Annotated in this window: 17 protein-coding genes, 1 tRNA gene and 1 riboswitch; of the genes, 14 read left to right on the forward strand and 4 right to left on the reverse strand. The window is 72.0% G+C overall.

The features are described from left to right. The first annotated feature begins 38 nt into the window (after positions 1-38). The 7 genes from VM636_RS18310 to VM636_RS18340 all read left to right on the forward strand — a co-directional run bounded on the left by VM636_RS18310 (position 39) and on the right by VM636_RS18340 (position 7,424). Entirely contained in the window at positions 39-1,331 is a 1,293-nt protein-coding gene (locus VM636_RS18310; protein WP_030422175.1) for a cytochrome P450, read from the forward strand. Between the two features lie 224 nt (positions 1,332-1,555). After that, a complete protein-coding gene (locus tag VM636_RS18315; RefSeq protein WP_338485169.1) occupies positions 1,556-2,503 on the forward strand; it encodes a transglycosylase family protein in 948 nt (315 codons plus the stop codon). A 176-nt stretch (positions 2,504-2,679) separates the two neighbouring features. Continuing rightward, positions 2,680-2,848, forward strand: a riboswitch (cyclic di-AMP (ydaO/yuaA leader). A gap of 4 nt (positions 2,849-2,852) precedes the next feature. Next, positions 2,853-3,614, forward strand: coding sequence for a transglycosylase family protein (locus tag VM636_RS18320; protein ID WP_030422173.1), 762 nt, complete (start codon positions 2,853-2,855; stop codon positions 3,612-3,614). A gap of 321 nt (positions 3,615-3,935) precedes the next feature. Continuing rightward, entirely contained in the window at positions 3,936-5,225 is a 1,290-nt protein-coding gene (eno, locus tag VM636_RS18325) for a phosphopyruvate hydratase (protein ID WP_030422172.1), read from the forward strand. A 119-nt stretch (positions 5,226-5,344) separates the two neighbouring features. Further along, the gene (locus VM636_RS18330; protein ID WP_030422171.1) at positions 5,345-5,821 is read left to right on the forward strand and encodes a septum formation initiator family protein; all 477 of its coding nucleotides are present in this window, start codon (positions 5,345-5,347) and stop codon (positions 5,819-5,821) included. Between the two features lie 29 nt (positions 5,822-5,850). Further along, positions 5,851-6,462, forward strand: a complete 612-nt coding sequence (locus VM636_RS18335; protein ID WP_030422170.1) for a DUF501 domain-containing protein — start codon at positions 5,851-5,853, stop codon at positions 6,460-6,462. Next, positions 6,459-7,424: a Ppx/GppA phosphatase family protein gene (locus tag VM636_RS18340; protein ID WP_030422169.1), complete on the forward strand. Its 966-nt coding sequence runs from the start codon at positions 6,459-6,461 to the stop codon at positions 7,422-7,424. The genes VM636_RS18335 and VM636_RS18340 overlap by 4 nt, the downstream gene beginning before the upstream one ends. A 37-nt stretch (positions 7,425-7,461) precedes the next feature. Here VM636_RS18340 and VM636_RS18345 read toward each other — a convergent pair whose 3' ends face one another. Then, positions 7,462-7,731 carry a type II toxin-antitoxin system RelE/ParE family toxin gene (locus VM636_RS18345; RefSeq protein ID WP_030422168.1) on the reverse strand — a complete coding sequence of 90 codons (270 nt, stop codon included), beginning with the start codon at positions 7,729-7,731 and terminating at the stop codon, positions 7,462-7,464. Further along, complete coding sequence (locus tag VM636_RS18350; protein ID WP_338485170.1) at positions 7,728-8,000, reverse strand: type II toxin-antitoxin system Phd/YefM family antitoxin; 273 nt, start codon at positions 7,998-8,000, stop codon at positions 7,728-7,730. The genes VM636_RS18345 and VM636_RS18350 overlap by 4 nt, the downstream gene beginning before the upstream one ends. Before the next feature lie 568 nt (positions 8,001-8,568). Between VM636_RS18350 and VM636_RS18355 the strand changes: the two genes are divergently transcribed. Continuing rightward, positions 8,569-9,972 (forward strand): NAD(P)/FAD-dependent oxidoreductase, encoded by a 1,404-nt coding sequence (locus VM636_RS18355; protein WP_078856152.1) that lies wholly within the window; start codon positions 8,569-8,571, stop codon positions 9,970-9,972. Between the two features lie 573 nt (positions 9,973-10,545). Then, a complete protein-coding gene (locus VM636_RS18360) occupies positions 10,546-11,847 on the forward strand; it encodes a class I SAM-dependent methyltransferase (protein WP_030422165.1) in 1,302 nt (433 codons plus the stop codon). Between the two features lie 89 nt (positions 11,848-11,936). On the opposite strand, the gene VM636_RS18365 is transcribed toward VM636_RS18360, so the two are convergent. Continuing rightward, on the reverse strand, positions 11,937-14,465 hold the full coding sequence (locus tag VM636_RS18365) for an ABC transporter permease (RefSeq protein ID WP_053914163.1): 2,529 nt from the start codon (positions 14,463-14,465) through the stop codon (positions 11,937-11,939). A gap of 129 nt (positions 14,466-14,594) precedes the next feature. Continuing rightward, positions 14,595-15,365, reverse strand: coding sequence for an ABC transporter ATP-binding protein (locus tag VM636_RS18370; RefSeq protein WP_053914164.1), 771 nt, complete (start codon positions 15,363-15,365; stop codon positions 14,595-14,597). A gap of 430 nt (positions 15,366-15,795) precedes the next feature. Here VM636_RS18370 and VM636_RS18375 point away from each other — a divergent pair. The 5 genes from VM636_RS18375 to VM636_RS18395 all read left to right on the forward strand — a co-directional run bounded on the left by VM636_RS18375 (position 15,796) and on the right by VM636_RS18395 (position 19,486). Beyond that, positions 15,796-15,882 (forward strand) — tRNA-Leu (locus VM636_RS18375). A 624-nt stretch (positions 15,883-16,506) separates the two neighbouring features. Next, positions 16,507-17,766, forward strand: a complete 1,260-nt coding sequence (locus tag VM636_RS18380) for a helix-turn-helix transcriptional regulator (protein WP_338485172.1) — start codon at positions 16,507-16,509, stop codon at positions 17,764-17,766. A gap of 130 nt (positions 17,767-17,896) precedes the next feature. Next, positions 17,897-18,466: a hypothetical protein gene (locus tag VM636_RS18385; protein ID WP_338485173.1), complete on the forward strand. Its 570-nt coding sequence runs from the start codon at positions 17,897-17,899 to the stop codon at positions 18,464-18,466. After that, entirely contained in the window at positions 18,463-18,618 is a 156-nt protein-coding gene (locus VM636_RS18390; protein WP_338485174.1) for a hypothetical protein, read from the forward strand. Before VM636_RS18385 ends, VM636_RS18390 begins: the two co-directional genes overlap by 4 nt. A 421-nt stretch (positions 18,619-19,039) precedes the next feature. Continuing rightward, positions 19,040-19,486 (forward strand): hypothetical protein, encoded by a 447-nt coding sequence (locus tag VM636_RS18395; RefSeq protein ID WP_338485175.1) that lies wholly within the window; start codon positions 19,040-19,042, stop codon positions 19,484-19,486. The last annotated feature ends 32 nt before the right edge of the window (positions 19,487-19,518 follow it).

Genomic DNA, 19,518 nt, shown 5'->3' on the forward strand with positions numbered 1-19,518 from the left:
TGTCGGTCGCCCCCGGCCGTGACCGATACGGTCGGGGGGTGACCGACCAGCCCGTGCCCGACGGCCCCGCCCCCCAGCTCTTCACCTGGGAGTTCGCCGCCGATCCGTACCCCGCCTACGCCTGGCTGCGCGCGCACGCGCCCGTGCACCGCACGACCCTGCCGAGCGGGGTGGAGGCATGGCTGGTCACCCGGTACGCCGACGCCCGGCAGGCCCTCGCCGACCCCCGGCTGTCGAAGAACCCGGCGCACCACGACGAGCCGGCGCACGCCCGGGGCAAGACGGGCATCCCGGGGGAGCGCAAGGCCGAGCTGATGACGCATCTGCTGAACATCGACCCGCCGGACCACACCAGGCTGCGCCGGCTGGTCAGCAAGGCGTTCACCCCCCGCCGGGTCGCCGAGTTCGCGCCGCGGGTGCAGGAGCTGGCGGACGGACTGATCGACCGCTTCGCCGGCACCGGCTCCGCCGACCTGATCCACGAGTTCGCCTTCCCGCTGCCCATCTACGCCATCTGCGACCTGCTCGGCGTCCCCCGCGAGGACCAGGACGACTTCCGCGACTGGGCGGGCATGATGATCCGCCACGGCGGCGGCCCGCGGGGCGGGGTGGCGCGGTCGGTCAAGAAGATGCGCGGCTACCTCGCCGACCTGATCCACCGCAAGCGGGCGGCGCTGCCGCCCGAAGCGGGCCCCGGCGAGGACCTCATCTCCGGTCTCATCCGCGCCTCGGACCACGGGGAGCACCTCACCGAGAACGAGGCCGCGGCGATGGCGTTCATCCTGCTCTTCGCCGGTTTCGAGACCACCGTCAACCTCATCGGCAACGGCACCTACGCCCTGCTCACCCACCCCGGGCAGCGCGCCCTCCTCCAGGACTCCCTCGCCGCGGGCGAGCACGGGCTGCTGGAGACCGGCGTCGAGGAGCTGCTGCGCTACGACGGCCCGGTGGAGCTGGCCACCTGGCGCTTCGCCACCCGCCCGCTGACCCTCGGCGGGCAGGACATCGCGGCCGGGGACCCGGTCCTCGTGGTGCTGGCCGCCGCCGACCGGGACCCGGAGCGGTTCCCCGGCCCGGACACGCTGGACCTGGCCCGCCGCGACAACCAGCACCTCGGCTACGGCCACGGCATCCACTACTGCCTCGGCGCCCCCCTGGCCCGGCTGGAGGGGCAGACCGCGCTCGCCACCCTGCTGACCCGGTTGCCGGATCTGCGCCTCGCGGCCGAACCCGCCGAACTACGCTGGCGCGGTGGTCTCATCATGCGGGGACTGCGGACGCTGCCGGTGTCCTTCACACCGGTTCCGTCAGGGCCCGTCGACGGTCCGTGACAAGAGCGAAGATGACAGGCGCTCACCTTCGTGACCGTCATGTGATCTGCGCGGCATGAACTTGTGACAAGTGATCGTCTGCCTATACGTTCACGGATCAACGTGGTGCCCCGCATCAACCGCCACGTGCTCATCGCTGCCTCGCGAAAGGTTGTCGCATGCTCTCCGGGAACGGTCGTCACCGTCGCCCCCGCCAGGCTCCCGCCCTGGTCGTCGCCGCCGGAGTGACCGGCTCCGCCATCGCGATCCCGCTCCTCGGCGCCACCGGCGCCCACGCGGCGGACGCGGCGAACTGGGATCGGGTCGCCGAGTGCGAGACCGGTGGCGCGTGGAGCCAGAACAGCGGAAACGGCTACTACGGCGGCCTGCAGTTGTCGCAGGCGGACTGGGAGCGCTTCGGCGGTCTCGACTACGCGCCCAGCCCCGACCAGGCCAGCCGCTCGCAGCAGATAAGAGTGGCCGAGGACCTGCTCGCGGAGCAGGGTGTCGCCGCCTGGCCGACCTGTGGGCCGCTCGCCGGGCTCGGCAACGGCTCGTCCTCGATCGGGGTGGACGCCGGCACCGCGGGCGGAACCGCGTCGGCGACCCCCCAGGCGCCCGGTTCGTCCGGCTTGGCCGGCCTCGGCACGCCGACGCCCGGATCGTCCCCCTCGGCCTCCCCCTCGCCGTCCGCTGACGCCTCCTCGGGCGCGTCGTCCGGCGGTGGCCACTCCTCCGATTCCGGCACCCACGGGAGCGAAGGGAAGGGGAGGGGTGAAGGCGGCGGCCAGGGGCAGAACCAGGGCGGCTCCTCCGCCGAAGGTGCGAAGGGTGGCGAATCGGGCGACTCGGACCAGCGGGCCGGTTCTTCGGGCCTCGCCGAGACCGGCGAGGAGACCTCGGGCCGGCACCGCGGCGACAGTGCCGAGGAGGGCGCCTCCGAGGGGCGCGGGGCCGACCGCCCCGGCCGCCACGCCGCGCGCGCCGGCGACGGCGCCCGGGGCCTCACGGACGGCACGTACACGGTCCGCGCCGGAGACAACCTCTGGGGCATCGCCGACTCCCTTGACGTCGACGGCGGATGGCCCGCGCTCTACGCCGGCAACAAGGGTGTCGTCGGAATCGATCCTGACCACATCGTGCCCGGTCAGACGCTTGAGATTCCGGGCGAATCGGGCGATAACCAGGGGTAGTTAGCGTCATGGTTCAGGCCGAATGCCCGGTTTAAACTCCGTGAGAGATAGGTCTCAGAAGCCCTGATCGTCTTTGTCTTTCCCCCGACGGCGTGGCTACGGTCATGACCGCTCGCCACCGCGGGCCCCGACCGCCGCAACGCCGAATCCTGCCAGCGGCGGTCCGGGAACAGTCGTCGCGTCAAGCGCCGCAGGCAGGAGCGGGGGACCCAAGGTAAGTGCCGCACCGGGCAGTTGAGCCGGAGCGGCTTGGGGTGAAGCCGCGTCCCGCGAGGGACGCGGCCGGGCAACTCTCAACCGGCCCGAACCCGACAGCTCACCTCGCAGGCGTCGGTGAGGGGATTCCACCATGCTGTTTTCCGGCAAGGGCAAGCACCGTCGTCCGTCCAAGGCCACCCGTGTGATCGCCGTCGCCGGCGTCACCGGTGCCGCCGTCGCCGCCCCGCTGATGGCGGCCGGCAACGCCTCCGCCGCCACCGCCGCCGAGTGGGACGCCGTCGCCCAGTGCGAGTCGGGCGGCAACTGGTCCATCAACACCGGCAACGGCTACTACGGCGGTCTGCAGTTCTCCGCCTCCACCTGGGCCGCCTACGGCGGCACCCAGTACGCCGCGACCGCCAACCAGGCCAGCAAGGCCCAGCAGATAGCCGTCGCCGAGAAGGTCCTCGCGGGCCAGGGCAAGGGCGCCTGGCCGGTCTGCGGCCGCGGTCTGTCGAGCGCCGCGTACACCGGCGGCGGCTCCACCGGCTCCTCGCAGTCCGGCACCTCGCAGTCCACCGGCTCCTCGCAGTCCTCCGGCTCCGCCCAGTCGAAGCCGCAGGCCCCGGCCAAGCCGAAGTCGCAGTCCACCGGCTCCTCGCAGAGCCGCGGCGAGCAGCAGTCCTCGCGCTCCACCGAGCGCCCGGCCGCCAAGAAGACCGTCACCACCCCGACCGGCAAGAAGGTCAAGAAGGGCGACGGCGAGTACAAGGTCGTCAAGGGCGACACCCTCAGCGCGATCGCCGCCGAGCACGGCGTCAAGGGCGGCTGGAACAAGCTCTTCCAGCTCAACAAGGACATCGTCGAGCACGCCGACCTCATCTACCCGGGTCAGCAGCTCCACCTGAAGTAAGGGCCGCGGGCGATCCGTCCCGTCCCTTCCGGACCCCCCGCCCCGGCGCGTGTTCCCCCGTACGCGCCGGGGCGGGGCCTTTTCCGCGCCCGGGTGCCGGGGCGGGGTTACCGGCGGGAGCGGCGGCCCGGCGGGCGGTGTCCTCGCCTCCCTGTTTTGTTCCGTACGGAAACAATTTACTCTCGGTTCTGTCCGACGGGTGGGCGACCGGCTGGCCGATCGTCCGGAGCCGGTTAGGCTCATCCCGCAGAGCCACAGGTGTGGGCCGCGGAGCCACCGCGGCCCGCCACAACGCGTCACATCCCGAGAATGGAGATGCTCGTGCCGTCCATCGACGTCGTCGTAGCCCGGGAAATCCTGGACTCCCGAGGCAATCCCACGGTCGAGGTCGAGGTCGGCCTCGACGACGGCAGCACGGGTCGTGCCGCCGTTCCGTCCGGTGCCTCCACGGGCGCCTTCGAGGCCGTCGAGCTTCGTGACGGCGACCCCAACCGCTATCAGGGCAAGGGTGTCGAGAAGGCCGTCCTCGCCGTCATCGAGCAGATCGGCCCGGAGCTGGTCGGCTACGACGCCACCGAGCAGCGCCTGATCGACCAGGCCATGTTCGACCTGGACGCCACCGACAACAAGGGCTCCCTCGGCGCCAACGCCATCCTCGGCGTCTCCCTGGCCGTCGCCCACGCCGCCTCCGAGGCGTCCGACCTGCCGCTCTTCCGCTACCTGGGCGGTCCCAACGCGCACCTGCTGCCGGTGCCGATGATGAACATCCTGAACGGCGGCTCGCACGCCGACTCCAACGTGGACATCCAGGAGTTCATGATCGCCCCGATCGGCGCGGAGTCCTTCTCCGAGGCGCTGCGCTGGGGCACCGAGGTCTACCACACCCTCAAGAAGGTGCTGAAGAGCAAGGGCCTGGCCACCGGCCTCGGCGACGAGGGCGGCTTCGCCCCCGACCTCGGCTCCAACCGCGAGGCGCTCGACCTCATCCTGGAGGCGGTCAAGGAGGCCGGCTACACGCCCGGCGAGCAGATCGCCCTGGCGCTCGACGTCGCCGCGTCCGAGTTCTACAAGGACGGCTCCTACGTCTTCGAGGGCAAGGAGCGCACCGCCGCCGAGATGACCGACTACTACGCCGAGCTGGTCGAGGCGTACCCGCTGGTCTCCATCGAGGACCCGCTCTTCGAGGACGACTGGGAGGGCTGGCAGACCATCACCGAGCGCCTGGGCGACAAGGTCCAGCTCGTCGGTGACGACCTGTTCGTCACCAACCCCGAGCGGCTGGCCCGCGGCATCGAGGACGGCGCCGCCAACGCCCTGCTGGTCAAGGTGAACCAGATCGGCTCGCTCACCGAGACCCTGGACGCGGTCGAGCTGGCCCAGCGCAACGGCTTCAAGTGCATGATGTCCCACCGCTCCGGCGAGACCGAGGACGTCACCATCGCCGACCTCGCCGTCGCCACCAACTGCGGCCAGATCAAGACCGGCGCCCCGGCCCGCTCCGAGCGCGTCGCCAAGTACAACCAGCTCCTGCGCATCGAGGAGATCCTCGACGACGCCGCGGTCTACGCCGGCCGCAGCGCCTTCCCGCGGTTCCGTCCCGCGGGCCAGTGAGCACCGCGACAGCCGCGGCCTAGGCAGCGACGTCCGTACGTCCCCGTACCCGGTCCCGTACCGTGTGCGGGGACGTACGCACGTAGGACGACGCACCAGCCGAACGGGAGGCGCGGGACATGGCGGTGAAGGAACGGGACCGGTTCTCCACCGCGACCAGGATCAGGCTGCTCGGCGAGCAGACCGCGGCCCGGGTCTACCGTTCGCAGACCAAGCGCCAGGCCCGCCGCTCCCGGCTCACCGGCCGCGCGGCGCTGCTCGCCATGGTCCTGTGCTCCCTGGTGGTGGCCCTCGCCTACCCGATACGGCAGTACGTCGCCCAGCGCGCCGAGATCGCCGACCTGCGCCAGGAGCAGCAGCGCGCCCGGGGCCGGGTCGAGGAACTGCGCGATCTGAAGGCCCGCTGGCAGGACGACGCCTACGCCGAGCAGCAGATCCGGCAGCGGCTGCACTACGTGCTGCCGGGGGAGAAGGGCTTCGTCGTGGTCGGCCCCGACGCCTCCGAGCCCTCCCGGGGCGCCGACGGCGCCGACGACCGCCCCTGGTACAGCAACCTCTGGGACGGCGTCGACAAGTCCGACGCCCGCGACCAGTGAACCGACAGAGAGACATCCGGAAGACAGTCATGCAGACCCCTCCGCCGCCCACCCCGCGCACCGAACCCACCGACGCGGACGTCCGGGCGTTCCGGCAGCAGCTCGGACGCCCCCCGCGCGGCCTGCGGGCCATCGCGCACCGCTGCCCCTGCGGGCAGCCGGACGTCGTGGAGACGGCACCCCGGCTGCCCGACGGCACTCCCTTCCCCACGCTGTACTACCTGACGTGCCCGAAGGCCGCCTCCGCCATCGGCACGCTGGAGGCCGACGGCGTGATGAAGGAGATGACCGAGCGGCTGGCCACCGACCCCGTCCTGGCCGCCGCCTACCGGGCCGCGCACGAGGACTACATCCGGCGGCGCGACGAGATCGAGGAGCTGACCGGCTTCCCGAGCGCCGGCGGCATGCCCGACCGCGTCAAGTGCCTGCACGTGCTGGTCGCGCACTCGCTGGCGGCCGGCCCCGGCGTCAACCCGCTGGGCGACGAGGCCCTCGCCCTGTTGCCCGAGTGGTGGCGCAAGGGCCCCTGCGTCACCGGCACCGAAACCGGGACAGGCGCCGAAACCGGAACAGGCACCGGAGCCGGCACCGGCACCGGTGGGGCCGGCCGGACCGGTGGGACCGAGGGGGAGGGCCGGTGACGCGCGTCGCCGCCATCGACTGCGGGACGAACTCCATCCGCCTGCTGATCGCCGACGCCGACCCCGCCACCGGCGTCCTGACCGACCTGGACCGGCGCATGACCATCGTGCGGCTCGGCCAGGGCGTCGACCGCACGGGCAGGCTGGCGCCCGAGGCGCTGGAGCGCACGTTCGCCGCCTGCCGGGAGTACGCGCGGGCCATCGAGGAGCACGGCGCCGGCCGGCTGCGCTTCGTGGCGACCTCCGCCTCCCGGGACGCCGAGAACCGCGACGACTTCGTGCGCGGCGTGCGGGACATCCTCGGCGTGGAGCCGGAGGTCGTCACCGGCGACGAGGAAGCCGCGCTCTCCTTCGCCGGCGCCACCCGCGAACTCGCCGGGCCCACCGCGTCCGGGGACCGGGCCGGCGCACCGTACCTCGTCGTGGACATCGGCGGCGGTTCCACCGAGTTCGTCGTCGGCGACGACCGCGTGCGCGCCGCCCGCTCCGTCGACATCGGCTGCGTGCGGATGACGGAACGTCACCTGGTGCGCGACGGGGCGGTGAGCGACCCGCCCGCCGAGGAGCGGATCGCCGCGATGCGGGCCGACATCGAGGCGGCGCTCGACACGGCCGAGCAAGCGGTGCCGCTGCGTGAGGCACGCACCCTGGTGGGGCTCGCGGGGTCGGTGACGACGGTCTCCGCGATCGCGCAGGACCTGCCCGCGTACGACTCGGCGGCCATCCACCACTCCCGCGTCCCCGTGGACCGGGTCCGTGAGATCACCGGCCGGCTGCTGCGCTCCACCCACGCCGAGCGCGCGGCCATCCCCTCGCTCCACCCGGGCCGCGTCGACGTGATCGGCGCGGGCGCCCTCGTCCTGCTCTCGATCATGGAGCGCGCGGGCGCCGGGGAGGTCGTCGTCAGCGAACACGACATCCTCGACGGCATCGCTCATTACGCGGCGAGCGAGGCGCGTTGAGGGGCGGTGCCCGGCGACATGGGTGCCGGGCGGGGCGTCACAGGTTGCGGTAGACGTCCCGCCGGTCGCCCACCTTGACGACCAGGACGACGAGTTCGCCGTCGTTGATCTGATAAGCGATCCGGTAGCTTCCGACCCGGAGCCGGTAGAGCCCGGACGGGCCGGTGAGCTTCTTGACGTCGGCGTCCTGACGGTAGGGGTCGTCACCGAGTGAGGTCAGCGCGGTCAGGATGCGCATGGCGTCGGGTCGGCTGAGGGACCGCAGTTGCCGCTGCGCCGCCGTGGTGAACCGGAAGGCGTACTTCACGCCGCCTCGCCTTCCCGCTCGGTGAACAGGTCCGCCAGCAGTTCCGCCATGGTCACGGTGGTGCCGCCCTCGGCCAGCACCGCTTCGGCCTCGCGCGCCAGCATCACGTCGGCCGCTTCCTCCAGCGCTTCGAAGTCCGAGATCGGAACCACGGCCGCCACCGGGGCGCCGTTGCGCGTGATGACGGTCGGGACGCCTTCCTCGGCCCGGTTGATGTGGTCGGCGAGGTGGGCGCGGGCTTCCCGTACGGTCACGGTGTTCTCAGTCATGAGCCCAGTGTACGCGCGCTCGTGTACACGCGGGCAGATGCCGGGAGTCGCGTTCGTGAGCGATCCTCGACGGCATCGCCTGGTCCCTGGCCGAGGCGTCCGGCCCCTCCGGAGGGGCTTTCGGAGGGCGTCCGGTCCGCGATTCCTACTGGCCGGTAGCCTCCCGCTGAGCAGGGCGGTTGGCATCCGAGCGGCCCTCCTGGGGCCCGGGAAAGGGCCCTTGGGGGCACTCCGCGGAAGAAACTTCGTGAAGTTCTTCACAAGGAAATGGCCCCCGATGGGGGCCGAAACCGCGAGGGCTGACCCTTTTGGGGGGTCAACTGCCGTTTGAACGTGTTCAGGTCGGTGTCGCGGAGGTCTGCGGAAAGCCCCTTCCAAGGTGTCGTGCGGACCGCCGGAAGGTGCGGAGACGCAGCTCACGCGGTGTTGACAAGGGGACAGACCACCCTCGGTTCCCCCCTCCGTCATGATCTTCGTCACGGGGGGCGGGGATGGTAACACAGGGTACGACCAAGCTTGTGAAGGGGCGCACTAACCACCCCCCACGGGCAGGTGGATACTCGATGGCATGAGCACCACGGAGCGTCCCAGGATCCTCGTAGTAGGCGGTGGGTACGTAGGCCTGTACGCAGCTCGACGCATCCAGAAGAAGATGCGTTACGGCGAGGCGACCGTCACCGTCGTCGACCCGCGGTCGTACATGACCTACCAGCCCTTCCTCCCCGAAGCCGCCGCCGGCAACATCTCCCCGCGGCACGTCGTCGTCCCCCTGCGGCGCGTGCTCCCCAAGGCGGAGGTCCTCACCGGCCGGGTCACCACCATCGACCAGGACCGCAAGGTCGCCACGATCGCCCCGCTGGTCGGCGACGCGTACGAGCTGCCGTTCGACTACCTGGTCATCGCCATGGGCGCGGTCTCCCGCACCTTCCCGATCCCCGGCCTCGCCGAGCAGGGCATCGGCATGAAGGGCATCGAGGAGTCCATCGGACTGCGCAACCACGTCCTGGAGCAGCTCGACAAGGCCGACTCCACCACGGACGAGGACATCCGGCGCAAGGCGCTTACCTTCGTCTTCGTGGGCGGCGGCTTCGCCGGCGCGGAGACCATCGGCGAGGTCGAGGACATGGCCCGCGACGCCGCCAAGTACTACAAGAACGTCTCCCGTGACGACATGCGCTTCATCCTCGTCGACGCGGCCGACAAGATCCTCCCCGAGGTGGGCCCCAAGCTCGGCCAGTACGGCAAGGAGCACCTGGAGAGCCGCGGCGTCGAGATCTACCTGTCCACCTCCATGGACTCCTGCGTCGACGGCCACGTGGTGCTGAAGAACGGCCTGGAGGTCGACTCCGGCACGATCGTGTGGACGGCGGGCGTCAAGCCCAACCCGGCACTGTCCCGCTTCGGCCTGCCGCTCGGCCCCCGCGGCCACGTCGACGTCGACCCGACCCTCCAGGTCAAGGGCACCGACTACATCTGGGCCGCGGGCGACAACGCCCAGGTGCCCGACCTCGTCGGCCGCAAGGCGGGCAACGAGAACGCCTGGTGCCCGCCGAACGCCCAGCACGCGCTGCGCCAGGCCAAGACCCTCGGCGACAACGTCATCTCCGGCATGCGGGGCTTCCCGCAGAAGGAGTACAGCCACGCCAACAAGGGCGCGGTGGCGGGCCTCGGCCTGCACAAGGGCGTCGCGATGATCGTCATGGGCAAGATGAAGATCAAGCTCAAGGGCCGTCTCGCCTGGTACATGCACCGCACCTACCACGGCCTGGCCATGCCGACCTGGAACCGGAAGATCCGCGTCTTCGCGGACTGGACGCTGGCCATGTTCCTCAAGCGCGAGGTCGTCTCCCTCGGGGCGATCGAGACGCCGCGCGAGGAGTTCTACGAGGCCGCCAAGCCGGCCCCGGCCGCCGCGCCGAAGGCCGAGACCGCGCCGAAGCCCGCGGAGTCGGAGAAGGCCGCCGCCTCCTGACCTCCGGTCACCGGCAGTCCCGGAAGGGGCCACCCGCCATCCGTGGTGCGGGCGGCCCCTTCGTCCGTTCCGGTACGGCACACGCGGCGCGGACCCGGGGCCAGGGAGTCGGCCGTGGTGCGGGGGCTCCGCGACGTCCGGGTGCCGCCGGCCGGTGACGGCCCCGCTCACCGACGACGAGGAACGGCGCCGCCGGGCCGTGCCGTTCGCCGCGCTCGGGCGGGCGCGCTCTCCGGGCGGGACCGGGCGCGCCACCCGGCGTACGCACCGGAGCACCGCAGCCGTCCGGTCGAGGCCGCCCGGCGCCCGACCGCCCACCGGGGACTGCCGGTGTCCGTCGACGCCGAGGACGCGACCCGCGCGCGCCTCGGCCCGCCGGGGTACGAGCGGGCCCCGCAGAGCCTTCCCGGCCCCCGCGCCCGAGCGGGCGTCCGCGGTGGGCGGGGCGTACCGGAAGGGTGACATGGGCACCCATTTTGCCCAGCCGTGACTTCGTGGCGGGACTGTCCCGCGGGTCCCGGGGTGTTTACGTGGTGTTGGACATTCCGGGATCGTTCATCACGGAGGTACGCCATGGCTGACGCCGCGCTGCGGCTGCAGAACCTCTTCGAACAGTTGCTGGGAACCCCCCTCTCGGTGCGCATCCGTGCCTGGGACGGTTCCGAGGCCGGGCCGCCGGGAGCGCCCGCGCTCGTCGTCCGCAACCGCCGGGCCCTGCGCCGGCTCCTCTTCAAGCCGGGCGAACTCGGCCTCGCCCGCGCCTGGGTGGCCGGCGACCTCGACATCGACGGGGACCTCTACACCGCCCTCGAATCGCTCGCCGGCCTCGTCTGGGAGCGCGGCGAGGACGCCCCCGGCCTGCTGGCCTCGCTGCGCGACCCCGGGGCGCGGGCCGCCGCCCGCGGACTGGTGCGGCTCGCCGGGCCGCCGCTGCCGCCCGCCCCGCCGCCGGAGGAGATCCGCCGGGTCCGCGGCCACCTGCACACCCGCCGCACCGACCGCCGTGCCATCAGCCACCACTACGACGTCGGCAACGCCTTCTACGAGCTGGTCCTCGGCCCGTCCATGGTCTACTCCTGCGCCTACTGGAACGCCCCCGAGACCGAGGGCGGCACCCTGGAGGACGCCCAGCGCGACAAGCTCGAACTCGTCTGCCGCAAGCTGGACCTGAGCCCCGGCCGGCGGCTGCTGGACGTCGGCTGCGGCTGGGGCTCCCTGGCCATCCACGCCGCCCGCGAGCACGACGTGCGGGTCGTCGGCGTCACCCTCTCCCAGGAGCAGGCCGCGTACGCGCGCAAACGCGTCGCCGAGGAGGGGCTCACCGACCGGGTGGAGATCCGCGTCCAGGACTACCGGGACGTCGCCGACGGCCCCTACGACGCCATCTCCTCCATCGGCATGGCCGAGCACGTCGGCGCCGAACCGTACCTGCGCTACGCCGGGGACCTGTTCCGGCTGCTCAGGCCGGGAGGGCGGCTGCTGAACCACCAGATCGCCCGGCGCCCCCAGAACGACGAGTCCGCGTACACCGTCGACGCCTTCATCGACGCGTACGTCTTCCCCGACGGGGAACTGGCCCCGGTCGGCACGACCGTCACCCAGTTGGAGCGGGCCGGATTCGAGGTCCGCGACGTCGAGTCGATCCGCGAGCACTACGCGCTGACCCTGCGCCGCTGGGTCGCCAACCTGGAGTCCGAGTGGGCGGCGGCCACCCGCCTGGTCAGCCCCGGCCGGGCCCGCGTCTGGCGCCTCTACATGGCCGCCTCCGCGCTCGCCTTCGAACGCAACCGCATCGGCGTCAACCAGGTCCTCGCCGTGAAGACCCCCGAGTCGGGCCGCTCCGGCCTGCCGCTGCGCGCCCGCACCTGGAACTGAACGGCACCGCGCCCGCGCGAGGGCCCCGCCGCCGTCGGTACGGCCGCGGGGCCCTCGCACACCGCCTCGCGCGGCGGCCGGCGCACCGGCTACTCCGCCTTGATCGCCTCCAGCATGTTCAGCCGCGCGGCCCGCCGGGCCGGCCACAGCGCCGCCAGGATGCCCACCACGGCGGCCAGCAGCAGGAAGACGGCCATCCGGCCCCACGGCAGGACCAGTTCGTACGTCGGCATGCTGGTGCCCACCAGTTCGCCCGCGGCCCAGCCGAAGAAGACGCCGAGCCCGATGCCGAGCACCCCGCCGAACAGGGAGATCACCAGGGACTCCAGGCGCACCATCCGCTTGACGCCCCGCCGGTCCAGGCCGACCGCCCGCAGCATGCCGATCTCCTGCGAGCGCTCGAAGACCGACATGGCCAGGGTGTTGATGACGCCGAGGACCGCCACGATCACGGCCATGGCGAGCAGTCCGTAGAGCATGTTCAGCAGCAGCGTGAACATCGACGCGATCTCCTCGGAGAGATCCTGCTTGGTCTGGATCTTGATCGCCGGGTTGGTGCCGAGGGCCTCGCGCAGCACGTCCTCGGCCGCGTCCGAGGCGCCGTCCGCGGTCTTGACCATCACCAGCATGTCGGAGGGCTCGGACAGGTGCGGGGAGAGGGTGGCGTTGTCGAGGAGGATGCCGCGCAGCATGTCGTTGCCCTCGTACACCCCGGCGACCGTCAGCCGCTGCTTCTCGCCGTCGCCGTAGGAGACGGTGAAGGACGAGCCGGCCCGCCAGTCGTGCTTCCCGGCGGTGTCGCCGTCGACGACCACGTCCGTGCCGCCGATCCGGAAGGCGCCGTCCCGCACCCGGAGGTCGGTCAGCTCGCCGAAGGCCGGGCCGTCGACGCCGGTGAGGTACTCGGTGCGCTCGTCGACGCGGGAGATCCCGCCGCGCATGGGGCTGGCGGCGGTGACGCCCTCCGCGGCGCGCAGCTTCTCGCCGACGTCCGGGGAGAGTGCGTTGCCGTTGGCCATGGAGACCACGTAGTCCGCCTTGATCGCCGCCGACGCCATCTTGTCGATGGAGGTCGCCAGACTGCTCGCCATCACCGTCATGCCGGTGATCAGGGTCAGGCCGATCATCAGCGCCGAGGCGGTGGCGGCGGTGCGGCGCGGGTTGCGTACCGCGTTCTGCCGGGCCAGCTTGCCGGCCACGCCGAAGACGCGCAGCACCGGACCGGCGGCGGCGATCAGCGGCCGGGACAGCAGCGGCGTCAGGATGAAGACGCCGATGATCAGCAGCCCGGCGCCGAGGCCCATCGGGGCCTGCCCGTCCGAACCGCCCATGGTGGTCGCGGCGAGGACCACGGCGACACCGCCGCCGGTGAACAGGGCGCCCAGGACGTTGCGCACCACCAGCGACTTGGTCGTGGCGGCTGCGTGCACGCTGCTCATCGCGGCGACCGGCGGGATCTTCGCGGCGCGGCGGCCCGGCAGCCACGCGGCCAGCATCGTGATGAGGATGCCGACGGCGAGGGCGGCGGCGACCGTCTGCCAGGTGACGACCAGCGGGCCGGCGGGCACGGTGGCGCCCATCGTGTCCATCAGGGAGCGCAGCAGCGCGCCGATGCCGACGCCGGCCGCCAGACCGGTCACCGCGGCGACCGTGCCGACCGCGAACGCCTCGATCAGCACCGACCGGGTGACCTGCCGTCGGGAGGCGCCCACCGCCCGCATGAGGGCCAGTTCCTTGGTGCGCTGGGCGACGAGCATGGTGAAGGTGTTGGCGATGATGAAGGTGCCGACGAACAGCGCGATGCCCGCGAAGACCAGCAGGCCCTGCTTCATCCCGCTCATCGACTCGGCGATCAGCTCGGCCTGCTCGTCGGCGAGTTGCCCGCCCGTGGTGGTCTCCACCAGGCCCTTGGGCAGCGCCTCGTCGAGCTGCTTCTTGAGGGTGGCCTCGCTGACGCCGGGCCGGGCCTTGACGTCGATCTCCTCGAAGGTGCCCGGCGTGCCGAACAGCTTCTGCGCGGTCGGCGTGTCGAACAGGGCGAGGCTGCCGCCGGCGGCGACCGTGCCGTCGTCGGTGGTGAAGATGCCGGTGATCTTCGGGGTGAGGACGGGGCCGTTGACCGAGAGGCGCACGGTGTCGCCGACGGCGTACCCGGAGCGCTCGGCGGTGCGGGAGTCGATGAGGATCTCGCCCTCGCCGCGCGGGGCCTCGCCGGAGACCAGCGGGTACCGGGGGTCCTCGGTGCCCCAGTAGTTGCCGCCGAGGGTGCTGAAGCCGTCGCCGATCAGCTTGCCGTCCCGGTCGGCGATGGCGGTGAAGCCGCCGACCACCCCGAGGGCGGACTCGGCGCCGGGCACCCGGGCGCTGTCGTCGAGCACGGCCTGCGTCAGCTCGGAAACCCTGCCGACCTTGTCGCCCTCGGCGTCCTGGTAGGAGGCGCGGACGGCCACGTCGACGTGGGCGAAGCCCTTGGCCGAGCTGTTCTGGAGGGCGTCGGAGAGGGTGTTGGTGAAGACCAGGCTGCCCGACACGAACGCCACGCCGAGCATCACGGCGAGCACGGTCATCAACAGCCTGGCCTTGTGCGCGAACACGTTGCGCAAGGCGGTACGGAACATGGGTCTTCTCTGTCCGGAGGTACGTGCGGGAGGGGGAGCGGGCGCGAGCGCGCGCCGGGGGCGGGGCGCCGGCGCCGGTCCGCGCGCGGGGCGGGCGCGGGTGGCGGCGCGCGGGTCCCCGGAGGGGCGTCAGCTCGTGCGGCCCTTGGCGTCGAACCGCTTCATGCGGTCCAGCACCGAGTCGGCCGTCGGCGCGTGCACCTCGTCGACGATCCGTCCGTCCGCGAGGAAGACCACCCGGTCCGCGTAGGCGGCGGCGACCGGGTCGTGGGTCACCATGACGACCGTCTGGCCCATCTGCCGCACGGAGTTGCGCAGGAAGCCCAGCACCTCGGCGCCGGAACGGGAGTCCAGGTTTCCGGTCGGCTCGTCCCCGAAGATGATCTCCGGCCGGGAGGCGAGCGCGCGGGCCACGGCGACGCGCTGCTGCTGTCCGCCGGAGAGCTGGGAGGGGCGGTGGCCGAGCCGGTCGGCCAGCCCGACCATGCCGATCACCGAGTCCAGCCACTCCCGGTCCGGCCTGCGGCCCGCGATGTCCATCGGCAGGGTGATGTTCTCCAGCGCCGTCAGCGTCGGCAGCAGGTTGAACGCCTGGAAGATGAAACCGATCTTGTCCCGGCGCAACCTGGTGAGCTGCTTGTCCTTCAGGGAGCCCAGCTCGGTGTCGCCGATGCGCACGGAGCCGGAGGAGAAGGTGTCCAGCCCCGCGACACAGTGCATCAGCGTGGACTTGCCGGAGCCGGACGGCCCCATGATCGCGGTGAACTCGGCCTGCCGGAAGTCGACGGAGACCCGGTCCAGGGCGACCACCCGGGTCTCGCCCTGGCCGTAGGTCTTGGACAGCTCCGTGGCGCGCGCGGCCACGGTGGTGGACCGGTCGGCGAGGGATGCGGTGGTCACGGAAGGGCGCTCCTGTCGGTACGGGGGGCGGTACGGGGGGCGGTACGGGGGGTCGGTGGAGGGGACGTTCTCCATCGTCCCGGCGCCGGGAGGCCGGGGCGTCAACCGCTGCTCCGGTTCCCGGGGGCGACTCCGGTCGGACGGCGTGGGCCCGTGTCATACCTGGGGAGGACGGGCACCCCTGACGGCACCCTGGGGGGCGCGCGACGTGAGAACGGGGCGCGCGCCCTTGTCGAGACGGTGAAATTCCGTCATTCCGCGTGCGCACCCGGTCACCGCACGCCAGGCTGTTGGCAAGTGCGGATGGCCTACCCACGAAGCTGATGCTCCCTCAGGCGCCAATAAAATAAGACAACATCGGTCCTCCCGCCCGCTGTTCGGCGGGGGTGTCCCGATAGGGTCAAGGCACGAGACGCGGAGCCCATGGCCTGCCCGGATGGTGGAATGCAGACACGGCGAGCTTAAACCTCGCTGCCCCTTCGCGGGCGTGCCGGTTCAAGTCCGGCTCCGGGCACCACCTCCACGGGCGGCGCGACCTGCCGGAACACCGCTGTGGGGGCGTTTCCCTTTTTTCCGCGTTGGCGCACATCTGGCGCACGCGTCCATATTCTGCCGCTATGGCATGCGTGCAGGCGGTGAGAAACCGTGACGGCAGGATCACCAGCAACCGAGTGAAGTGGCGCCTGGGCGGCGTCCGGGACGGCGAGTGGCAGGCCGGGCGGTTCCCGGGGACGACGAGGGAGCGGAGGCGGCCAAGGCATCCTGTGAAGGCGTCAACGAGGCGGACGAGGCGGTCGCCTCATCGCCTGCTTGAGCGTCCGCAGGACCACCCCCTGGTCCGCGTCGCGAACGGGACCGGCATGTGCTGGGGGAGGGGGGGAACTGACAGCGCTCGCGAAGCGGCACGCCCGTACGGAGCCGGGCTTGCGCGTGGTGCGGGCCTGGAGGCGCCCGCCGAAGACGCACCCGCAGCCGGGCCCGTGCATCGGCTCCCCGAAGGCGAAGGCGTGGCCCGACGGCGGTGGAACGTGAGTCCGCTCCGAGAGGCGGGCAACCCAACGCCCCGTGTGCTCAAGGGAGTCACACGGGGCGCTGTCACGAGTACCGTTTCGAGTGTCCAGGCCGAAACGGAGGCGCCAGTATGTCACCTACTCCTGAGTACCCCACCCTGGGGGCGGCAGTTCGCTCGCGTCGCCGCACGGCTGGCCTGAGCCAGGCTCAACTCGCGGAGGCGGCGGGGCTGTCGGTCTCCACCATCCGGAAGATCGAGCAAGGCGGGCAGGCCCGCGTGGACACCCTGCACCTGCTCGCGCGCACTCTCGGCGTGGAGACGAGCACGTTTTTCGTCCCGGGGTCACCGGCGCCGGTGACGGAGGACAGTACCAACCGCCAGGTCCTCGTCGAGCTGCGGCGCGTGCTCATGCCGCCGGTGGGTATCGCGGCGGAGCCCGTGCCCGACCCGGCGCCGCCGGCGGCCGGGCTCCCGGAGCTGCGGCAGCAGGTGGAGGACACGCTGGTCCTGCACAACACGGATCGGTATGCCTCCGTCGCCAGGGCGCTCCCCGGGCTGCTGAGTACGACTCGGGCGGCGGCCGCCACCGCCGAGGAGGAAGACAGTCGGGAGGCAGCCCTCGTGCACATTCACGCGCTGCTGCTGGCCGGGAAACACCTGACGCAGGTACGCCAATACGACCTGGCGTATCAGGCGCTCGTGGACGGTATCCGGCGGGCGCGGGAGCTGGACGACTCGCTGACCGCCGCGGTGGGCGTCACGGGTCTCTGCTGGCTTCTGCTGCGGCAGGACCGTTTCACGGAGGCGGAGAGCCTGGCGGCGACGACCGCGGACGCCATGGAGCCGAAGTTCTCGATGGCGTCCCCCGGGCAGTTGGCGACGTGGGGGGAGCTGTGCCTGCGGATCGCGGCGGCGGCGGTGCGGAACAACCGGCCCGACGAGGCGAAGGAGGCGCGGCGGATGGCGGCTACGGCTGCTGCCGCGGTCGGCGTGGAGCACTCGGACTACCGCACGCACTGGGCGAACCGGTTCGGGCCCGTCACGACGGAGTTGAAGGCGCTGGAGGACCGGTCGCTGGCGGGGGACGCGCGCGGGGTGCTGCGGCGGGCGGATGAAGGGCTTCTCTCCCGCCGGTCGCTGGAGTCGATCGGCCGGCCGTCCCGGATCAATTGGTCCCGCCACCGGCTGGATGTGGCGCGGGCGCACGTCCTGCTCGGCTCGACGCAGGACGCCATGGACGAGCTGACTCACATCCGGCGTACGTCGGGGACGTGGATGCGGCACCAGCCGATGGCGCGGTACGTCATGGAGGACATCCTGACGAAACGGAAGCGGACCCTCACGACGGAGATGCGGGACATGGCGAAGCATCTGAACGTGCACGCCTGAGCAGGTGCTACGCAGCGTGGTAGTCCGCTCGCTTTGTGCAGCGGACTACCACGTTCTCTCTGTGGTGGACGACACATGGCGGTCATACGGTCCTGGGCATCGAACCGACGCCTACGCCTGAGGACTCCCGATGCGTGCCACACCGGACACCGCCCTGCCCGAGGTCTTTGACGGCCTCGGCTCCCTGTCCGTCTACGACGATGATGAAGCGCGCGGGTTACGGGACCTCGCCGTGGCCCACTGGCTGCTGTCCACCGTGAGGGACCAGCACCAGGTCGTGGAGGACTGGAGACGGACGGACACCGCGCTCCTCCCTTGCGGCCGGCTCTTCTCTGCCGTACGCATCCCCGCCGCTCTGGTGTGGGCCGCAGTGGGCGCCGAGAACCCTGAGGCCGTGGACCCGGTCCTCCGCGGCTTCTTCCCCCGCGGCGCCGTGGCGATGGACCAGCGGTCGCACATGTACTACGCCCTCGTTCCCCCGGGCACGGAGTGGCCGGCGTCGAGCGGACGGCACTCCACGGAGTGCTTGGACGCGAGCTATTACCTGGGCCTGCCCCCGATCCCGCGGCGGGATCCGGGCGGGCGCTGCTACTGGTGCGTGCCCATGAAGGCCCCCGGTGCCCTCTGCGACGCGAGCCGGGTCGCGGAACTGGTCCGCCTGGGCCGGGAAGCGACGGCCCCGGGCGAAGACGAGACGTGAAGCCGACGGCCGGGGACCGGGCGGCGGACGCCGGTCGCGGACGCCACCCGAGAACGAGCGTACGGCCCGACAGCCCGGCCGGTCAGGCGCTCTACGTGCTGGCCCTGGCCCTCGTGCTCGGCGCGCTCATCATCGGCATCACCGCGGCGTAGACGCCGCCACAGACCCCGCCCGCCTCCCGGGTGCCACCTCACTGACCGAGGGGCGGGCGGACCAACTCGTACAGAGGGACCTCGACATGGCTGTCCACAGCCTCGTGTTACCGCCCGCACTGCCGGGCATCGTGCCGTACATCGCCGGGTGGAGCAGGGAGACGCTGGTCACTCCCCGGCTTACGACCCGCGCGGACCGCGTTGCGTTCGTGGATGAGTCGCATCTCGACCGGGACTCTGGTGGTCGTGGGTACGGCCGACGCTGCTCCCGAAGAGCCGTCGGGGAGAGCCGCGGCTACGGGAGGTGCACCCGTACCGGCAGCGGCGGGCGATGCGGGACGGGCTGTGCCAGGTCTGCGCGCTGCTCCCAGATGACCCCGCCGCGCCGCTCCTGTTTCTCCTGCGAGGGAACAGTCCGATCGTGGAAGGGGAGCGGACGGCGAGCCCGCCGGTGTGCGTGCCGTGCGCGGGGATCTCCGTGCAGCTCTGCCCGCGCCTGCTGCGGCACCATGTGGCGGCCACAGTGGCCAGCGCGTCGGCCTGGGGCGTGACCGGCATCGTGCACGACCCGGCGACCCTCCAGCCGATGGGCGGCGACGAGAAGAAGGTCGCGTACGAGTCGCTGAGCGCCCGTTGGGTGGTAGCCGCCCAGGTGGTCGTCGAACTGCACGGCGTGACGCTGGACCGGGCCGCCCGCCCGCTTCGCCCCTCGTGCTGCTGCCTGTTAGCCGGAGGGAGGGGCCAGCGCCTCCGGCTCGTGAGACCGCACACACCTACTGCCCTCGCCCCGTGCAGCGCCTTCGCCGGCCACCCCGGCGCGCACCGTACGGCGGACCAAGGCGGCTCTCGTCCAGCCCCTGCCCTATGACTCACCCGTAACGCGCGACCGGCAGGACGCGC

It is taken from the genome of Streptomyces sp. SCSIO 75703, from assembly GCF_036607905.1.
Lineage (GTDB): Bacteria > Actinomycetota > Actinomycetes > Streptomycetales > Streptomycetaceae > Streptomyces.